Source organism: Tessaracoccus lubricantis, assembly GCF_039544535.1.
Taxonomy (GTDB): Bacteria; Actinomycetota; Actinomycetes; order Propionibacteriales; family Propionibacteriaceae; genus Arachnia; species Arachnia lubricantis.
Genome location: NZ_BAABLV010000034.1, coordinates 1 through 15,913, shown reverse-complemented (window position 1 = coordinate 15,913; position 15,913 = coordinate 1). Strand labels below are relative to the sequence as shown.

At 66.1% G+C, this 15,913-nt stretch carries 13 protein-coding genes, 4 tRNA genes and 1 CRISPR repeat array; of the genes, 2 read left to right on the top strand and 15 right to left on the bottom strand.

The genetic code is table 11. The features are described from left to right. Positions 1-69: 69 nt before the first annotated feature. Positions 70-1,258: a CRISPR direct-repeat array (repeat unit 28 nt; unit sequence GGATCATCCCCGCGTGAGCGGGGAGCAC). A 40-nt stretch (positions 1,259-1,298) separates the two neighbouring features. The 13 genes from cas2e to ABEA30_RS10210 all read right to left on the bottom strand — a co-directional run bounded on the left by cas2e (position 1,299) and on the right by ABEA30_RS10210 (position 13,323). Next, complete coding sequence (gene cas2e, locus ABEA30_RS10270; protein WP_345582493.1) at positions 1,299-1,715, bottom strand: type I-E CRISPR-associated endoribonuclease Cas2e; 417 nt, start codon at positions 1,713-1,715, stop codon at positions 1,299-1,301. Continuing rightward, positions 1,655-2,587, bottom strand: a complete 933-nt coding sequence (gene cas1e, locus ABEA30_RS10265) for a type I-E CRISPR-associated endonuclease Cas1e (RefSeq protein ID WP_345582491.1) — start codon at positions 2,585-2,587, stop codon at positions 1,655-1,657. The genes cas2e and cas1e overlap by 61 nt, the downstream gene beginning before the upstream one ends. Further along, positions 2,584-3,219, bottom strand: coding sequence for a type I-E CRISPR-associated protein Cas6/Cse3/CasE (cas6e, locus tag ABEA30_RS10260; protein ID WP_345582489.1), 636 nt, complete (start codon positions 3,217-3,219; stop codon positions 2,584-2,586). Before cas6e ends, cas1e begins: the two co-directional genes overlap by 4 nt. Further along, the gene (gene cas5e / locus ABEA30_RS10255) at positions 3,219-3,938 is read right to left on the bottom strand and encodes a type I-E CRISPR-associated protein Cas5/CasD (protein ID WP_345582487.1); all 720 of its coding nucleotides are present in this window, start codon (positions 3,936-3,938) and stop codon (positions 3,219-3,221) included. Before cas5e ends, cas6e begins: the two co-directional genes overlap by 1 nt. Next, on the bottom strand, positions 3,935-5,059 hold the full coding sequence (gene cas7e, locus ABEA30_RS10250) for a type I-E CRISPR-associated protein Cas7/Cse4/CasC (RefSeq protein WP_345582485.1): 1,125 nt from the start codon (positions 5,057-5,059) through the stop codon (positions 3,935-3,937). The genes cas5e and cas7e overlap by 4 nt, the downstream gene beginning before the upstream one ends. Then, complete coding sequence (gene casB, locus ABEA30_RS10245) at positions 5,056-5,685, bottom strand: type I-E CRISPR-associated protein Cse2/CasB (RefSeq protein WP_345582483.1); 630 nt, start codon at positions 5,683-5,685, stop codon at positions 5,056-5,058. Before casB ends, cas7e begins: the two co-directional genes overlap by 4 nt. Further along, entirely contained in the window at positions 5,675-7,264 is a 1,590-nt protein-coding gene (casA, locus tag ABEA30_RS10240; protein WP_345582481.1) for a type I-E CRISPR-associated protein Cse1/CasA, read from the bottom strand. The genes casB and casA overlap by 11 nt, the downstream gene beginning before the upstream one ends. Further along, on the bottom strand, positions 7,261-10,215 hold the full coding sequence (cas3, locus tag ABEA30_RS10235) for a CRISPR-associated helicase Cas3' (protein ID WP_345582479.1): 2,955 nt from the start codon (positions 10,213-10,215) through the stop codon (positions 7,261-7,263). The genes casA and cas3 overlap by 4 nt, the downstream gene beginning before the upstream one ends. Before the next feature lie 254 nt (positions 10,216-10,469). Next, positions 10,470-10,546 (bottom strand) — tRNA-Phe (locus ABEA30_RS10230). 28 nt (positions 10,547-10,574) lie between these two features. After that, a tRNA-Asp gene (locus ABEA30_RS10225) sits at positions 10,575-10,648 on the bottom strand. 141 nt (positions 10,649-10,789) lie between these two features. Then, positions 10,790-10,862: transfer RNA gene (locus tag ABEA30_RS10220), tRNA-Glu, on the bottom strand. 65 nt (positions 10,863-10,927) lie between these two features. Then, positions 10,928-12,313: an SH3 domain-containing protein gene (locus ABEA30_RS10215; protein ID WP_345582477.1), complete on the bottom strand. Its 1,386-nt coding sequence runs from the start codon at positions 12,311-12,313 to the stop codon at positions 10,928-10,930. Between the two features lie 374 nt (positions 12,314-12,687). Then, complete coding sequence (locus tag ABEA30_RS10210) at positions 12,688-13,323, bottom strand: hypothetical protein (RefSeq protein WP_345582475.1); 636 nt, start codon at positions 13,321-13,323, stop codon at positions 12,688-12,690. 41 nt (positions 13,324-13,364) lie between these two features. Here ABEA30_RS10210 and ABEA30_RS10205 point away from each other — a divergent pair. Then, positions 13,365-13,437: transfer RNA gene (locus tag ABEA30_RS10205), tRNA-Lys, on the top strand. A 52-nt stretch (positions 13,438-13,489) separates the two neighbouring features. Here ABEA30_RS10205 and ABEA30_RS10200 read toward each other — a convergent pair. Continuing rightward, a complete protein-coding gene (locus ABEA30_RS10200) occupies positions 13,490-13,957 on the bottom strand; it encodes a VOC family protein (protein ID WP_345582473.1) in 468 nt (155 codons plus the stop codon). A 53-nt stretch (positions 13,958-14,010) separates the two neighbouring features. Then, positions 14,011-14,400 (bottom strand): helix-turn-helix transcriptional regulator, encoded by a 390-nt coding sequence (locus ABEA30_RS10195; RefSeq protein ID WP_345582471.1) that lies wholly within the window; start codon positions 14,398-14,400, stop codon positions 14,011-14,013. 44 nt (positions 14,401-14,444) lie between these two features. Between ABEA30_RS10195 and ABEA30_RS10190 the strand changes: the two genes are divergently transcribed. Next, positions 14,445-15,872 (top strand): CYTH and CHAD domain-containing protein, encoded by a 1,428-nt coding sequence (locus ABEA30_RS10190; protein WP_345582469.1) that lies wholly within the window; start codon positions 14,445-14,447, stop codon positions 15,870-15,872. The last annotated feature ends 41 nt before the right edge of the window (positions 15,873-15,913 follow it).

Genomic DNA, 15,913 nt, shown 5'->3' with positions numbered 1-15,913 from the left:
CGACCCCCTTCACCCCGCCGACACGCCCGCCATCGGATCCCCGCTCACCCCACGCTCAGGTACGAAGAGCCATCATCCCCGCGTGAGCGGGGAGCACCAAACTCATCGCGCGAGTCGTCGATCCCGCCACCGGATCATCCCCGCGTGAGCGGGGAGCACCCAATGCACCCCCCGGCCTCAGTGGTCGACTACGGATCATCCCCGCGTGAGCGGGGAGCACGGCGGTGGTGCGGGCCTCGACGGCGCGGGTGGCGGATCATCCCCGCGTGAGCGGGGAGCACCTCCCACGCGGAGGTCTGCTGGTTGTAGCGGCGGGATCATCCCCGCGTGAGCGGGGAGCACCGCCATATGGGATCGCGTGGACACGCAACGGAAGGATCATCCCCGCGTGAGCGGGGAGCACACGCCGACCACGAACTCCGGCAGTGGCGCGGACGGATCATCCCCGCGTGAGCGGGGAGCACTGCCGGTCCAGCTCAGCCAGGCGTTCCGTCGCGGGATCATCCCCGCGTGAGCGGGGAGCACGTGGAACGTCGCAACTACCGGTCGCGGGAGGAGGGATCATCCCCGCGTGAGCGGGGAGCACGGCATCTCGCGCATCATCTCGGTGACGATGGCCGGATCATCCCCGCGTGAGCGGGGAGCACGAAAGCAACTCGCTCGACTACGCCTGCCGCATGGGATCATCCCCGCGTGAGCGGGGAGCACGCTGGCCTGCCCCCGCCCTTGATGCGGCAGGGGGGATCATCCCCGCGTGAGCGGGGAGCACCGGCGGGCGATGAGCTTGTTGATCTGCGTTGCGGGATCATCCCCGCGTGAGCGGGGAGCACGGCACGGCCGTGGAGAACGCCGCGTCCGACGGCGGATCATCCCCGCGTGAGCGGGGAGCACGGCGTAGTACGGGTCGGCGCCGGGCTCACGGGCCGGATCATCCCCGCGTGAGCGGGGAGCACGTGGCGGCGGAGATGATGGTCTCCTCGTTGATGGGATCATCCCCGCGTGAGCGGGGAGCACCCGTCGATGGTGACGACTCTGACTGGGCTATCGGGATCATCCCCGCGTGAGCGGGGAGCACTGGCCCGTGCGCGTGTTGAGCTGTGAGCCGAGCGGATCATCCCCGCGTGAGCGGGGAGCACCGCAAACCCAACTGGATACCCGCAGAAAATACGGGATCATCCCCGCGTGAGCGGGGAGCACCTTCGGCCATGAAGTCCTTGGCTGCGGTGGTGCGGATCATCCCCGCGTGAGCGGGGAGCACACTTACTGACAACGTAATATACCGCCGGGCTTGGCCGATCTCAGTCGGTTTGCCCCCGCGGGCGGACGCGGCGGAATCGGGCTGCGCGCGGGACTACGCCCTTGACCTCGGGTGCTGTCACGTCGTTGGCAGGTGGTCGCTTTAGCGCGATAAATCCGTCGAGATCAACGGGTTCCCAACGATGGCCTGCATTTCGGATGTCAAAACCTTGCTCGGTTCGGGCGCCGGCGACCATCACTGCCGTGCCCCCCTCAAGTCCGCCGAGCACGATCCGCCACAATTCGTCGCGGACTCGGGAAGAGACACGCCCTACGAAGACTCCAGGGGCCACCTCCATGAGCCATTTGGTCAGGTGACCGCGCAGCCCCTGGGGGACTTTACTCAGAACTATGGTAATCAAAAGTCGACCTCGCTGTAGTCGACTCCGCCGCTGACCAGCCCACTCTGGTTGTCCCACAGATGGATCACGTCGACCTCAAAAGAATCGTCGGACTCGTCTTGGAGGAGCATGCGAATGTCTTTGACGCAACGCTGAAGGACTTGACTGCTGCGCATCATGTCACGGACGCGTCGACGCGTATCGCCGCTGACGTCAAGCGACCCCTCAGCCACCACATCGAATGCAATGGGGATAGTGATGTCGGCCTTGTACAGGTCAGCGATGTCGTAAACGAATGCCCTCGAATGTCCTGTATGGACGAAACCCAGGCCGGGGGAGCAGCCCAAGGAAGTGACGACCGCGTGCACCACCCCGTAGAGGCAGGAGTGCGCGGCCGAGAGGGCTTGATTGATCGCGTCGGAGTCGGTGAAGTTCTCTGGGTCGTAGTCCCGCCTTCGCCACTCAACCCCCGTCCGGGTAGCGTGCTGCCGATAGAGTGAGCGAACTCGTGCACCTTCTCTTCCGCGAAGCTGCTGCATGGTCAGACCTGTAACAACCTCGTCTGGAAAGCGCTGCTCGTACATGGCGCGAGCCACAGCGAGTCGCCGCCTGGTGTTTGACACTGCAGCAGACTGAGCCTCGAGGAGCCGGGTCGATTTCGCGAGCGGCGACCCGTGGGCGTAGTAGCGAACGCCTTCTTCCCCCACCCACACGACCGTTACCCCACACGTCGCCATCAGCATCATGGCGTGATGGGTGACGCGTGTGCCGGGACCGAGGAGGACGGCCGCGATCCCTGCCGCTGGAACATGAACTGTGCCGTCCTTGAAGGTCGCGGTGATCGCGTTCGCGTCGCGGCTGATGGTGCAGCGCTCCAGGTGGAGGAAGGTGACCCTGTCCTCCACCCGGACCAGCTGCTGCGATTCTGGGGGTGCTGCACCCTTGTTCATGGATTCGCCAAGGTCATCAGGCCGCAGCCGTAAGCCTTGGCCCTGCCGATGCCCTCAGTCAGCGCACCACGCAGTTTCTGCGGGTCCACCACTGTCAATATCCCCTCGAATGACGCGAGACCGAGGGTGACTGTCTGATCCGCTCGCTTGAACTGGCGCACCTCGCGATGAGTGAGGGTGAAGGATGGCAGTGTCTCTGTGCCGAAAGAAACCCCCAGCAGCTCCTGGCGTTCAGCGAGCCAAGCGACCTGCTGGGCCACTGTGACGTGTGCCATCACCTTGGATTTCCCGTTGATGGTGGCTCGGTGCGTCGGGTTGGCCGTCAGACGGAAAGCCCACTTCTGGGTGGGTTCGAGCGAAGCAAGGAAGCCGGAGTAAATGGTGGAATGCGCCGTCGGTAGGCTCGGCCAGCCAGCCTGTTCCTCAATATGGGTGAGGTCGGGTTGATCTCTGCTCACCACAAAGAGTGCGGGTCTCAGCCGGTCATCGGAATCGACACGCCACAGGGCGCGGCCCGAGTCAGCACCCGGAGGAAAGCCGCTGAGAACCGCTGCGTGCATCGCCTGCGGTGACCCCAATAACTTCTTGGCCCCCTGCCGGCGCGCGTTGATATAGATCCGCGTCAGGTACATCACGCACCACCAATGGCTTCGAAGGGATCATGGGTGCTACCCGGGACAGGGTCGATGCCCGTCTCCACCCGCACTCGAAGGTTCACCACGGCGCGGCTTCGGTACTGCCTGTGCTCGGGGTTGAATGAGATGGGCACGTCGTTCAACTCCTGGCCGGCAGGCAAGTCTGGGAAGGCCGAATGATCTGCCTGCACCAGCAGGTGCACGGCGGATTCTCTGGATCGGCGGGCCTTTTGCAAAGCCGTGCGCCCCGGATACCACTGGCAGTCGCGCACCGAGTCGGAAACTGATCCATCGAAGACGCCGAGCGCCACTCGTCCCTCAGGGACGCAGGAGCGGCGCCCGAAATACAGAGGGAATCGCGGATCGGCCAAGGCTTCATGTAGCCCCTCCAGCACTTCCCTCGGTCCGCCGATGTGCGCGGTGAACACGGCATCGCTCCAGTAGTGCCGATATGTGAGGGGCATTGCCGTGCCACGGATACGGTGGTGAGCAGTTTGGAAGTCGCTGAGGAGGACGCCCTGCTGTTCGGTGCGCACTGCCAGCTCAAGTCCCAAGAGATCCTCAATCGGGTCGCTTCGCCTCCGACCCTGGGCTGCAGCGAGAAGCCCCAGCAGCCCGCTCTTCGTGGGGGCGGACTCGGTCGTTCGTCTGGTGAACCGGCTTGACGCGCCCCAACTCTGCAGGGGACCGGCGAGCCGGAGTCTCAGAACGCTCATGCGTCGCCCACTGCAGAGGAAATGGTGCGCGTGACCAGGTCGTTGATCGACACCGCATCGCCGAGGTCCTTCAGCGGTGTGATGTCACTTTCCAGACCCGAGACGAGCACCTGCTGCGGCTGTCGCCATGTCTCGAACACCTCCCTGGCGTGTGTTGCCAGCGCACGGACGGCTGGCTTCGTGTAGCCATCATTGGCGCGGATGGGGCTCTCGAAGGCGCCCACCAAGCTGGTGGGCTGGCCGGTCCCGACGGTGACCATCACGGCAGTGGGGCGGGTGCCGTGAGCGAAGGTGTTCTGCTTGCCACCGGGCATGGCTGCGAAGAAGCTGCGGAGGAATACGTCCACAGCCTTCCTGACCGCTTCGTCCGGCCCGAGGTTGGCTCGCAGCTGATCGACGTTCAGCGCGGCGTAGCGGTACAGCGTCGACGAGACGAAGCCGACCGTGCCCATCATGCCTGCGCCGGAGTCTTCCTCGTCCTCGGAACGGCTCTTGGCGTCGTCGACTGCGGTGTAGAAGTCGTACTCCGGAGTCGCTTCGTGCACGCTGATGGCGTGCGCGATCTGGCACGCGGCATCGACATTGAGGTCAGTTGAGTCGGCCACCATCCGGCCGAAGAGGGCGATGTCGACGGAGTTGTCGGCGTCAACGAGTCCCTTGACCTTCGCGGCCTTCATAGCGGCCTTGGGATCGGACTCACCACTGGCCGCGGCAGCAGCGCTGGCGAGCGACTGCAGTTGCAGCTGCGACAGGAAGACCAGGTAGCCGGTCTCCGGCTTGTCGATCTCTGCCTTGCTTCGCTTCTGGGGAACGGGGCGCTTGAAGCCGGCCGCCTCCATGGCGTCCGCAGCAAGATCAAGGGCGCGATCGGCCAGCTCGGGCCGCTGTTCGGTGATGAGCTCCCCGATCGTCGAGGCCAGCATGCGACTGCGGGTGCCGATCTCAGTGGGATCGAGCACTTCGTTGAAATCCTTGCGGATCGCGTGCTTCCACGACTGGCTGGATACCCGGTGGCGGAGGACCCCGCCATACAATGCAGTCTTGGGGGCACCGGAGTCGTCCCGGTTCAGGTTGGACGGGGGCACGGAGTGGAGAGCGTGGATCTCGATGTAGGTGGTCACTGGATGGCTCCTTCGGCGTCGTGAGTTGAAATCTCGGTATCAGCGGTATCAGCGGTGTTGCGGTGGAAGTCTCTACCCCACCTGCGGCGCACCTCGGTGGCGCGGCCGGGGGTCAGGAACCAGAAGATGTCCTGTGCGTAGGCGCCGTAGTCGAACGGAATCTCCTCATCCCTCAACTGAGGGATGATTCCACGCGAATGGGCGAGGAGTGCCGGAAGCGTCGTGGAGTTCAACATCGCGGAGAACCTGCGGTAGACGGGCGTCTCGTGTGGGTCTTGGTCGTGGCCGGCCTGTTTGTTGGCGAGGCGACGTACTGCGGTCCCAAACCGTTGACGCGTACTGTGCATTACGGACCTGCGGGACTGTTGATGCAGCGCAAACTGTGTGAGTGCGACATGGACGGCGGTCTCAGTGCGGCGGTAGAGAACCTCCCCCAGATAGTCGGGAAGGCCTTCCGTCGTGATGGTCCAGACCGCTGGCACCGTCCCAGGCTCGGCGTTCGCCGCTTGGCGGAGCTGCGCGAGGAGTGCCCTCCCGGTTGGCGACAACTGGCCCGGCTGGCTGCCCACCAATCTGTAGATTCGGCTGTTGACGAAGCGTGCGAGATCGAATTTCTCACCGTTCATGAGAGCTCCTTGGTGTTGTTTCGTACGCGAGCGGCAGTTCTTTCCTGAGCGCGTGATGGAAGAAGGCCTCGGCCTTCGAGGCAGTCAGAAACCCGTGCTTCGTCTTCCTGCCGATGACGGCCGCCGGGCTGCACCCGTTGACAAGTTCCCGGGCCAACTCCTCCAGCCGGAGGCGGATCTCCCGTGACCATTCGCGCTTCGCCTCGATGGTGTCGGTGTCTGCGTTGAGGCTCGCCAACCAATCTCGGGCCGGCGCATCCAGCATCGACCAGGCGGTGAGTTTCGCACGGTTCTGGGCCCCATCGATCCCGTCGAAGTCGCCCGATGCCGCGGCTAGATTGCCGGCGAGGCGACCGAGTGCATACACGCAGTCGTTCGCGAGGCCAACGGCGTCGTTCACCATCGTTCGGACGGCCGCTCCCTGCGTTCCCAGCAGTGCGACCTGAAGGTCCAGCTGGTCGTGGACGAGCTCTGCCACGGTTGCTTCTTGCGGGCCGTAGTCGATGCCGACGATCTCCACCTGCACCTTGTGGTGTGACCTCAGTTGTTCCTGCAGCACGGAAAGGTTCTCGATGGTCGCCGACGGTAGGGTCTGGAACCGGCCATCCCGTTCCAAGCCACGCTGGATGAGATGCGGGGCGCCTCTCCAACCGGAACGCTCCGGGTCGTGCTTCATCGGCATGTAGACATCGATCCCATGCTTCTTGGTTTGAGGCTCCGAGAACCTCCAACTGGTCATGTGCTCGACGTTTCGGCGGTTCTGCGGAGTCATCTTGTCGCCTTGGGCGAGTACCACTCCGGTGACACCATCGCGGTCACCTGCCAGCCTGATCCTTCGGGACTGCCAGGTGAGCACAGTCAGCGGACCGGGTATCTCCGGCTCCATTTCGCGAAGCTGGGTGTGAGGCTCATCAAGGGCCCACACCGGACGGTCATCGGGATTGCTCCGGGTGGGTGCGAGGTTGTAGACGATCGTCTCCGCCAGGCTCCGGCCGTGAAGGATCACGCCGCCGATCTGGCCCGCCCACGCCGGGCCGATCGGGTAGCCCCGCCCTCCTGAGGCTTCAGGGTCGCCCACCGCACCCGAGCGGATGCCGGCTGGATCAAACGCCTGACAGTGGATCAGCCAACGAGCAGCATCTGCGGCCGTGATCACCTCGAGCCCACGGCCGGCGCGCACCGTCAGGAATTGCTCACGGTTGGGGACGTCGCTGATGAGCTTCTCCAATCCGGAGACCTCTCCCTTGGCAGTGCGCAGAGTTGCGACCTGCATGAAGGGCCTCGTGGGGTGGAAGAGGTCGAACCGGTCGGAATAGCGGTCGAGGTAGCTGTCGATCGCGTCGGTGTCGAGCCCCTGTTCAGCGGCGCGAATAATGCTGTCCGGGCTTCGGAAGCCGATGGCGTCGTGAGCGATTGCCAGAAGCACTCGCAGCACGGCGAAGGACTGGGTTGGGAGGTCACAGCTGATTCTGCGGATCTTGTCTGCCTGTCTGAAGATTCGGCGCAGGGAAAGGTCGACGGACTCGCCATCGGAGAAGCTCACCGGAATCCATGCCTCTTCGAGAAGGTCGAAACTCATGACTCAACCACCTCCAAACCCCGGTCAGGTGTGTAGCGCAGGAACGTGCTCGTGGTGCCTGCAGCGATCTCGGTGACCAACGTGGAACCCCCCTCATCTTGTTGTTTCATCGGTAGGAACAGTTCCCCTTTCAGTAGGGGATGCCGACGCCATATCCAACGCCGTGTCTCTGGAAGCCCGTCGAGAGCGTTGACCAGGCCGTCGAGCTTGAACCGCGTCACCCTCGCGGGAAGTCGCACGGACCACGTGGCGATTTCCCGCGCCAGGTCATCTGTCGGCAAGCTGGAGGTGTCCAGCGTCTCGGTTCCCTCCGGGTCTTCAGTCAGCCAAGGGGGCCGGATTGCCGCGGCGCCGTCCGGCGTCAGAGGCACGATGATGACCTCGAGTGTGGGATCGATGTCTCGGACAGTTGCCTGCATCTGCGTCTCAGGCGGGTCGTTGGCCAGTGGCAGCCATGCCCCCATTTCTGCGCGGTACTGAGCGTCGGCCTGATCCCACGGCTCGAGCACCCATTGGCTGGCCTTCTTCTTCTGTTCGTGGAGAAGTCGATGGTGGGTGGCAGCTGCCGCTTCCAGCGCCGGTTTCCAGTCCTCCGGGCCGATATCCTCCTGGCCCAGAGCACGTTGCACCAATGGGGAGATGTCGTCGGGGAGGGTGATGACTGAGCCATGATCAGCCAACGTCGCTGCCGTGCGGAGAAGGAGATGGGCTCCGTAGACCGCTGTTGAGCCTCCCGTGGGAGTGGGCATGTCGTTGACGCCGGCGTCGGCGAGGAGGAATGCGCGGGCCTCCCTCAAGTGTGGCGGGCGAGGCCGGGGGTGGCGGTGCATCCGTCCCGCGCGCTGCAGCAGGAGGTCCATGGGCGCCAAATCGGTGAACAGGACGTCGAAATCGATGTCCAGACTCTGTTCGACCACTTGGGTTGCCACCACGACCGACTGGAATGGGCGGTTGCTGCCGTCGCGCCCGAAGTCCGCCAGCAAGTCCGCATCGATGTCGGCCCTGTCTCGGGCGATGAATCCAGCATGGGCCAGCCGGGTGTCGACGCCGGCCTGGGCCAGCGCCGCCGCCGTGTCCTGCGCGTCCCGCACAGTGTTGCGGATGACCAGCGCGCAGCCTCCCTCGGCGATCTGGCCGCGCACGCTGGCAACCAGCCCGCCGAGCTCAGTCGGATGCCATGACCAGATGATGTCCCGGGAAAGGTGGCGGCCAACCACCTGTTTCGAGGTGATGGGTGCGTCGTCTCGAGGGAGCGTGGTCAGCAGCGGATAGGCAGCGGGGTCTTGTTGGAACTGGGCGATCTCGTCAGCGCGGTGGGGGGCGTAGGCCAGCATCATGGCGTTGCGCCGTTCAGCGGTCAGGGTGGCTGACAGGACGATGACGGGCGTGCCGTATGTCCCCAGCCAGCTGAGTACCGAGTCCAGATAGGTGTTCATGTACTCGTCGCTGGCGTGGGCCTCGTCGATGATGACTACCTTCCCTGCGAGGGCGACATGGGCGAGCATGAGGTGTTTGCGCTGGAGAGCCGACATGAGGAGTTGGTCGATGGTCACGACGGCGAAGTTGGAGAGTAGCCGTCGTTTGGCGCTCAGGAACCACTGGTGCACCACCGAGTTGCAGAGCTCCAACGCGCCGGCGGCCTCCGCTTCGTCGCTGATGCCTGAGCTGTCCTGGGTGGTGGGTTGCCTGCGTTCGAAGTCGGCGAAGTCCTCCATGAGTTGGGCGTAGGCCTGATTGAGCCGTGCCTTGCCATGGGCCAAGGTGAGCGCCCATGCGCCTATCTCGGCGGGGCGTTGGGGCTGCAGTTCGATCCACGTCGCTACTCGTTCGAACATGGCGTTGGTGGTGGCCTGCGTGGGCAGGGCGAACAGGATCCCCTGGCTGCCACGCCGTGCAGCGAGGATTTCCGCCACGGCGAGCGCGGCCTCGGTCTTTCCGTCTCCGGGGGTCGTCTCGATGAAAAGCATCCCGACGTCGGTGGCGCGCGCTGCATCCACTGCGGCCAGCTGAACGGCACGGGGACTGGCGGAGGGAGCCCATCCGAATCGCTGGCGGTACAGATCAGCGGCAGGCAGATCTGTAGGTGGCGGCTCCCATGGGGGCGGCATCGCGATCTCGTTCCAGCCTCTGTTTCCCCGTTCAGCCATGTCCGGTTCGGGCGAGCCGTCCATTTCAGTGGGCCGCAGGGGAAAGAGTTGTGTATTCGAGGCGAGCCAGTCCGCCACGATGACGAACCCCGACAACTCGACCAGCACCGGCAACTCGAGCACGGGCAGACCTGGCAGCAGGAGAAGGTCGAAGCCCGTTGCAGTCGCGAGCCACTCCAGCATCTCGTTGCGGACGCGTGTCCAAGCTTCATCGCCCACACCGTTGGGTCGGTTGGCGGCCTCGGCCATCAGGTTGCGTGTCACCGGCCTCCCGTGATGTGCGCCAACGACGGAAGCCAGTGCGGTGGCCTGCTCGCGCGCAACCCCTCGATCTGTTAGCCAGTTGCGCAGGGCGTATTGGCTGATCAACGAATGGGGAAGTGCTCTGCGGTCATCCCGGAGTTCCTCCATCGGGCGGCAGGTCAGCCCGGCCGCGGTTGCACGCTCTGCGAGCGTCGCATGCTGGGCGACAAAGGCGGGGGAGGCCTTGCCCACATCGTGGGCGGAGCACAGAAACAACGCGATGACGCGCATCGTTTCGGGATCGAGCCCTCGTTCCATCCAGCGCTGCTTCACCTGAGTGCTGAGCCACGCGTCGAAGAGCCGCCCCGCCACCGACAGTGAATCCAGCGCGTGCTGCGCCAACGGAAGCCAGTCGGTGAGCCCTCGAGATTTCGCCCAGACCGCGAGCAATTGGCTGCTCAGGGCCAGCGGTTCGGGCGTATCCCCGAAATTGTCGCTGGCTGCTGGTTGGCTTTGCTTCATGGTCCCCCCCGGTACCTGAATGGCTTTCGGGATCACCATAGCACACAAATCGATCTCGCGCTCTTTCCCCTTTCATATTGTCCAAGATGTGAGGTAAGCCCCGCCGCAGCGGGGAACACGGTAGCTCTGTCCCCTTTCATGGGGTCATCCCCAAGTGGGGAGGGCGGTTTTGCGCCGATGCTGCACGGTACATGCAGTGCGCGCGCGTGGTCTACCCTCAACTGCTGTGGGTGAACACTCGGCGAGGCCGCGTGGGGCCAGGAAAAGAAAAACCCCCGCAGCAGCGAGGGGGGTGGTGGCCAGGGCCGGGATCGAACCGGCGACCTTCCACTTTTCAGGCGGACGCTCGTACCAACTGAGCTACCTGGCCGATTGGCCTGGCGTTTCCGCCATACCAGCGACCCCGACGGGACTCGAACCCGCGACCTCCGCCGTGACAGGGCGGCGCGCTAACCAACTGCGCTACGGGGCCAATTTCTTGACCTGACCGGTTTCCCGGCCTTGCTGGCTGCACCAGCCCGGTAACTATAGCGTGACTTCCTGCTGGTTGTCACATCGGGCTGAACCCGTTGTCATTACCGGTTTGCTCCCAGATCGAGATCTGGAGGCCTCGCATCCCCAACGGGATTCGAACCCGTGCTACCGCCGTGAAAGGGCGGGGTCCTAGGCCGCTAGACGATGGGGACCTAGCTCGGAGAATTTTGCCAGACGGGGGCCCCTCAAGCAAACCGTGCTGAGGGGCCCCCGCTGATCAGCCGTAGGTGTTGATGTGGACGTGGTCGTAGTGGTTGGCGGTGTCGTTGCCGCGGGAGGCCATCGCGCGCCAGCCCTCGTCGTTGCGTGCCACGGACCAGATCTTCTGACCGAAGATGATGTAGTTGATGTTGAACTTCTTCGCGTTGGCGCGGTAGTAGTTCGCGATCTCCCAGCCGAGGGCCTGGTTGGACTTGTAGCTGGGGATCATCACGTCGACGGCGCGGCCGGCCGGGTGGTCGGGCGTGACGTCGCGACGCCAGCCGTACTGCGTCTTGATCTGTGGGAAGCGTGCCCACACGTCCCAGGCGATCGCCTGCACGTTGGCGTTGGTCTTCTCCAGGCCGGAGGAGTAGCCCTTGTTGATGTCGCCGCTGTTGCCGCCCGACGCGCCGCCGGTCGACGGCGGGGTGTTGGCCACGTAGCGGGCGGTGACCCAGCGCAGTTCGCCGTTGTGCACGATCTGCGCGCGGCCGTTCTCGACGATGCCGGTCACCTGCAGCTCGCCGCCGCGCGGGATCTCGCCGTTGTAGCGCGAGCCGGTGCTGGCCGCCCAGATGTTGAGCACGGTGGTGGCGTAGCGGGTGGAGGTCTTCGGGGTCGACGGGGCCGCCGGGGCGTTGGCCTTCAGGGAGATCGCGGTGAGGTACTTCGAGTTGACCCACCGGACGGCGCCGTTGTGGATGACCTGCGACATGCCGTTGGAGGTCTTGCCGGTGGTGTCGAAGATCGTGCCGGCCGGGGCGTCGCCGAAGTTGATGTACTCCGCCTTGGGTGAGGAGCGCACCATCAGCGCCGTGGTGCCGCGGGCCTTGCCCGTGGCCATCGGCAGCGACGACAGGGCCGAGGCGGCGGTGTCGCTCAGGTAGCGGGCGGCCGCCCAGTAGGTCTTCCCCTTGTGGGTGACCTGCGCGAACTCGCCGCTGACCGTGCCGGTCAGCTCCAGGCGGGTGGCGCGCTCGACACGGGTGCCGATGGGGTCGTTGGTCGAGGGGCCGGTGCGCAGGTTGAGGGTGGTGGTCGAGTAGACGGTGCCCTTGCTGCCCTGGGTGGTGCCGTTGGCGACGATGGCGGTGGGCGCGCTGGAGAGCACGCTGCCGCCCTGGATGTAGGCGCTGGCCACGTAGGCGGTCTGCCCGTTGAAGGTGACCTCGGTCCAGCCGTCCTTGGAGCCGTGCGCAGGCAGCTTGTCGCCCCTGTTCAGCACGGTGAGGCTCTCGCCGGCGGTGCTCGGCTCTGAGCGCACGTGCACGCGAGTCTTCGCGGTGATCTCTGCGTTGGCGGTTGCTGATGGGCCGAGCGCCAATCCTCCGAGCCCTTGCGCCAGGACGGCGATACCGACCGCAGCCGCACTGAGCCTCAGGCCCTTGAGTGCCTTCTTCACGTCTCTCCTCGTCGTCTCTGGGGGGGGCGGGGAGGACGTGCCGCTTCCCCGGACCAGGAGCGGTCCCGGCACGTCCACCGGTGAGGTGGACATTAGGAAGGACTGGTGAGGTCGGACAATGGAGGTTGAGAGTTGCCTGAGAACTTGCAAGGCGACACGCCGCGTGGACAATGAGAAACACAACAGCGTCATTTGGCGGCAGTTTCAGGGGCCGTCTGGGCTCCAACAAGGGGTTATGCTGAGAGGTCTCAGGGTTGGGGGTGTCTGCGGTCTGAGATGGTGACACAGATGTTCAGGGCAGAACTCGACTCAAGTCGAGCTTGAGGTTGACCTGAAGGTTGAGGCTTGAGGTTGAGGTTCGGGGTTGGCCGGGGTCAGCCCGCCTCGACCCAGGTGCGGGTTCCGGTGCTGGACCAGTGCCGCGCCCGGCCCAGCGCCGAGTGCGGGACGTAGCCGGCCTGCAGGTCGGTGACGCTCAGCTCCTCCGCGCCCGTGAGTTCCGCGAGCCGGCGGCGGTCGCGCCGGTTGGCCGCTGCGGCCAGCACCGGCATGCCCAGGGCGCGACGGTTGGCGGCCAGCGTGGCGAGCACCTCCGGGTGGAGGCCTGCCGCGACGACGACGAGCGGCGTCTCGCTCGTGGCCCACTTCAGCGGTGCGAGGAGCTCTCGCATGGCGGTGAGTTCACCGTCGACGACCAGGACCAGCGGGTGCGCGTAGGACGCGCCATCCGGGTTGGTGGCGAAATCGGGGTGGGCGTGCCCGAAGCCGAACCCCTCGCCCCGCTTCGGGAGTTCCCGGCCATGGCCGGCCGCGGGGGAGGGGAGGTCGTCGATCTCGTCCTGCGTGACGTAATGGGGCACGTGGGTGTCGACCTCGGCGTGGCCCCTGCGCGGTGCCGGCTCGCCCGCGCCCGTCAGGCGTCGCGCCTGTCGGCGGTCGAGCAGCACGGCGGCCGCGAGGATCAGGAGGCCGACGCCGAGGACGATCACGAACCAGAGCCAGGAAGGCATGTGCACAAGCGTGCCATGCCGAGGGGCGCTATCCTGTTCAGGCCCCTATAGCTCAGTTGGCAGAGCAGTGGACTTTTAATCCATGGGTCGTGGGTTCGATCCCCACTGGGGGCACCGGCCCCCTCTCAGGCGGCCGCCTCCGTGGCCTGCCCGGCCAGCACATCGCTCACTCCTGCCAGTTGGCTGCGGGCACGCGATCCGCCGGCAGCGGCTGGTTGAACCGCACCATGTTGCCGACCGGGTCGCGGAACGCGCAGTCGCGGACGCCGTAGAACTGGTCGGCGGGCTCCTGCAACACCTCGGCTCCGGAGGCGCGCACGTGCTCGAACAGCGCGTCGACGTCGGCGCAGGTGAACAGGACGGCAGACAGCAGCCCCTTGGCCAGCAGGTCGTGCATGGCCTCGGCGTCGTCGTCGGTCAGCGGGAGCCCGCCCCCGGTGTAGTTGTGCAGGACGATCTCGATCTCGGGTTGGGTGGGCGGCGTCAGGGTGACCCAGCGGAAGCCGCCGTTGGAGACGTCGGTGTGCACTGCGCAGCCGAGCGTGTCGCGGTAGAAGGTGAGCGAGGCCTCGGTGTCGTTGGTGAAGACGAAGACGTTCGCGATGGCCAGGGACGTGGTTGCTGTTGCGTTCATGGGCACCACGCTAGGGGCGTCGGGCGCCGTGCGCTTCTCGAAAAATGACCGGTTCAGCGCCGCGGGCGGGTGGCGTGCTTGGTGATGCAACTCGGGATGCCCGCGAGCTCGGGGTGTGACCTGCTGCGGTATGCGCTGGGCGTTTCGCCGACGAGCTCGGTGAACCTGCTGCTGAAGGAGCCCAGCGAGGTACAGCCCACCGCCATGCACACGTCGGTGACTGACATGTCGGTGTTGCGGAACAGCGTCATGGCCCGCTCGATCCGCCGCGTCATCAGCCACGAGTACGGCGTCTCACCGAAGGCGGCCTTGAAGGAGCGCTGGAAGTGCCCCACGGACATGTGGGCTTCGCGCGCCAGGCGGGGGACGTCGAGCGGCTGGGCGTAGTCGCGGTCGATGAGGTCGCGCACCCGGCTGAGCAACACGAGGTCCACACGTTCCATGCCGCCAGCCTAGATGCTGGGTGCGACCGGGGTAGCGTGGAGTGATGGCCGAACAGCTGGAGACCGAGGTCAAGTTCGCGCTCGAGGAGGGCGGCGAACTGCCGCCGCTGGACGGGCTCGTGCGTGCGGGCGCCGTCCACGAGTACCTGCAGCGGGCCGTCTACTACGACACGCTCGACCTGCTGCTGGCCAGGCATGCCATCACCCTGCGGCGCCGGACGGGTGGGTCCGACGACGGGTGGCATCTCAAGCTGCCCGAGGGCGGCAGTGCCCGGCGTGAGGTGCACGCCGACCTCGACGAGGCCCCGGGCCACCGTCGGGTGCCTGGTGAACTGGTCGACGCGGTGGCCACGGCCCTGGGCGATGCGTGGCCCGCGGGCGCCGAGGGTGCGCTCGTACCCGTCTCCTTCCTCACCACGCGGCGCCTCGAGACCCAGCTGCTGGCCGACGACGGGTCGGTCGCCGCGCTGCTGTCCGACGACCGCGTCACGGCCCTGCCCGCTGGGCTGTCGATGCGTGAGGCGGAGGTCGAGTTGGTCGACGGCGACGAGTCGCTGCTGGAGGTGATCGAGGAGCGCTTCGCCGAGCACGACGTCGTCCGCTCGGACTCGCCGTCGAAGCTCCTCTGGTCACTGGGTGACCGCCCGGAGCGGGCGGAGGCAGGCGAGGGCCCGGGTGGCTCCGCGCCGGCAGCCGTGGTGGTGCACCAGTACCTCCGCCTCCAGGCCGCGACCCTGCTGGGGTGCGCCGACGACCTCAGGGCCGACGCGGAGGACGCGGTGCACAAGGCGCGGGTGGCGGTGCGCCGCCTGAGGAGCGCGCTGCGCACGTTCCGTCGGCTCTTCCATCGCGACGTGACCGATGCGCTGCGCGACGAACTTTCCTGGTTCGCGGACGTGCTGAGCGTGCCGCGTGACGCCGAGGTCATGCGTGCGCACCTCGCCAGTCGGCTGGAGGCGTTGCCGGACGAGTTGGTCCGCGGCAGGGTCGTCGAACGGGTGCGGCGCGCGGTGGACGCCCGGCACGACGCCGGCCATGCCGCGCTCGTCGAGACGCTCGACTCACAGCGGTACCTGCGGTTGGTCGATGCGCTGCTCGACGTCCTGGGCGACACCCCGTGGCGCGGCCGGGCGCACAGGGAGGCGCGCGACGTGCTGCCCAAGCTGATCTCGAAGGCCGCGCGCCGCGCGGTGCGCGAACGGGACGCGGCACGGGAGGCGGAGGGCGGGCAGCGGCTGCACCTGCTGCACGAGTACCGCAAGCGTGCCAAGGCGGTGCGCTACGCCCACGAGGCCGTCGCCCCTGCCTTCGGGGACGACGCGGCTGTTGCCGCGGAGGCGTGGGAGGAGGTCACCGACGCGCTCGGCCTCGTGCAGGACTCCGTGGTGGCCGCGCAGTGGCTGGCCGACTTCGCCGCGGCCGCCGACACGGTCGGGGAATCGGGCTCTTCGTACCTGAGCGTGGGGTCATAGTCGTAGACCGCCGCCGATGAGGAGCATTCTGAGGCGGTAGT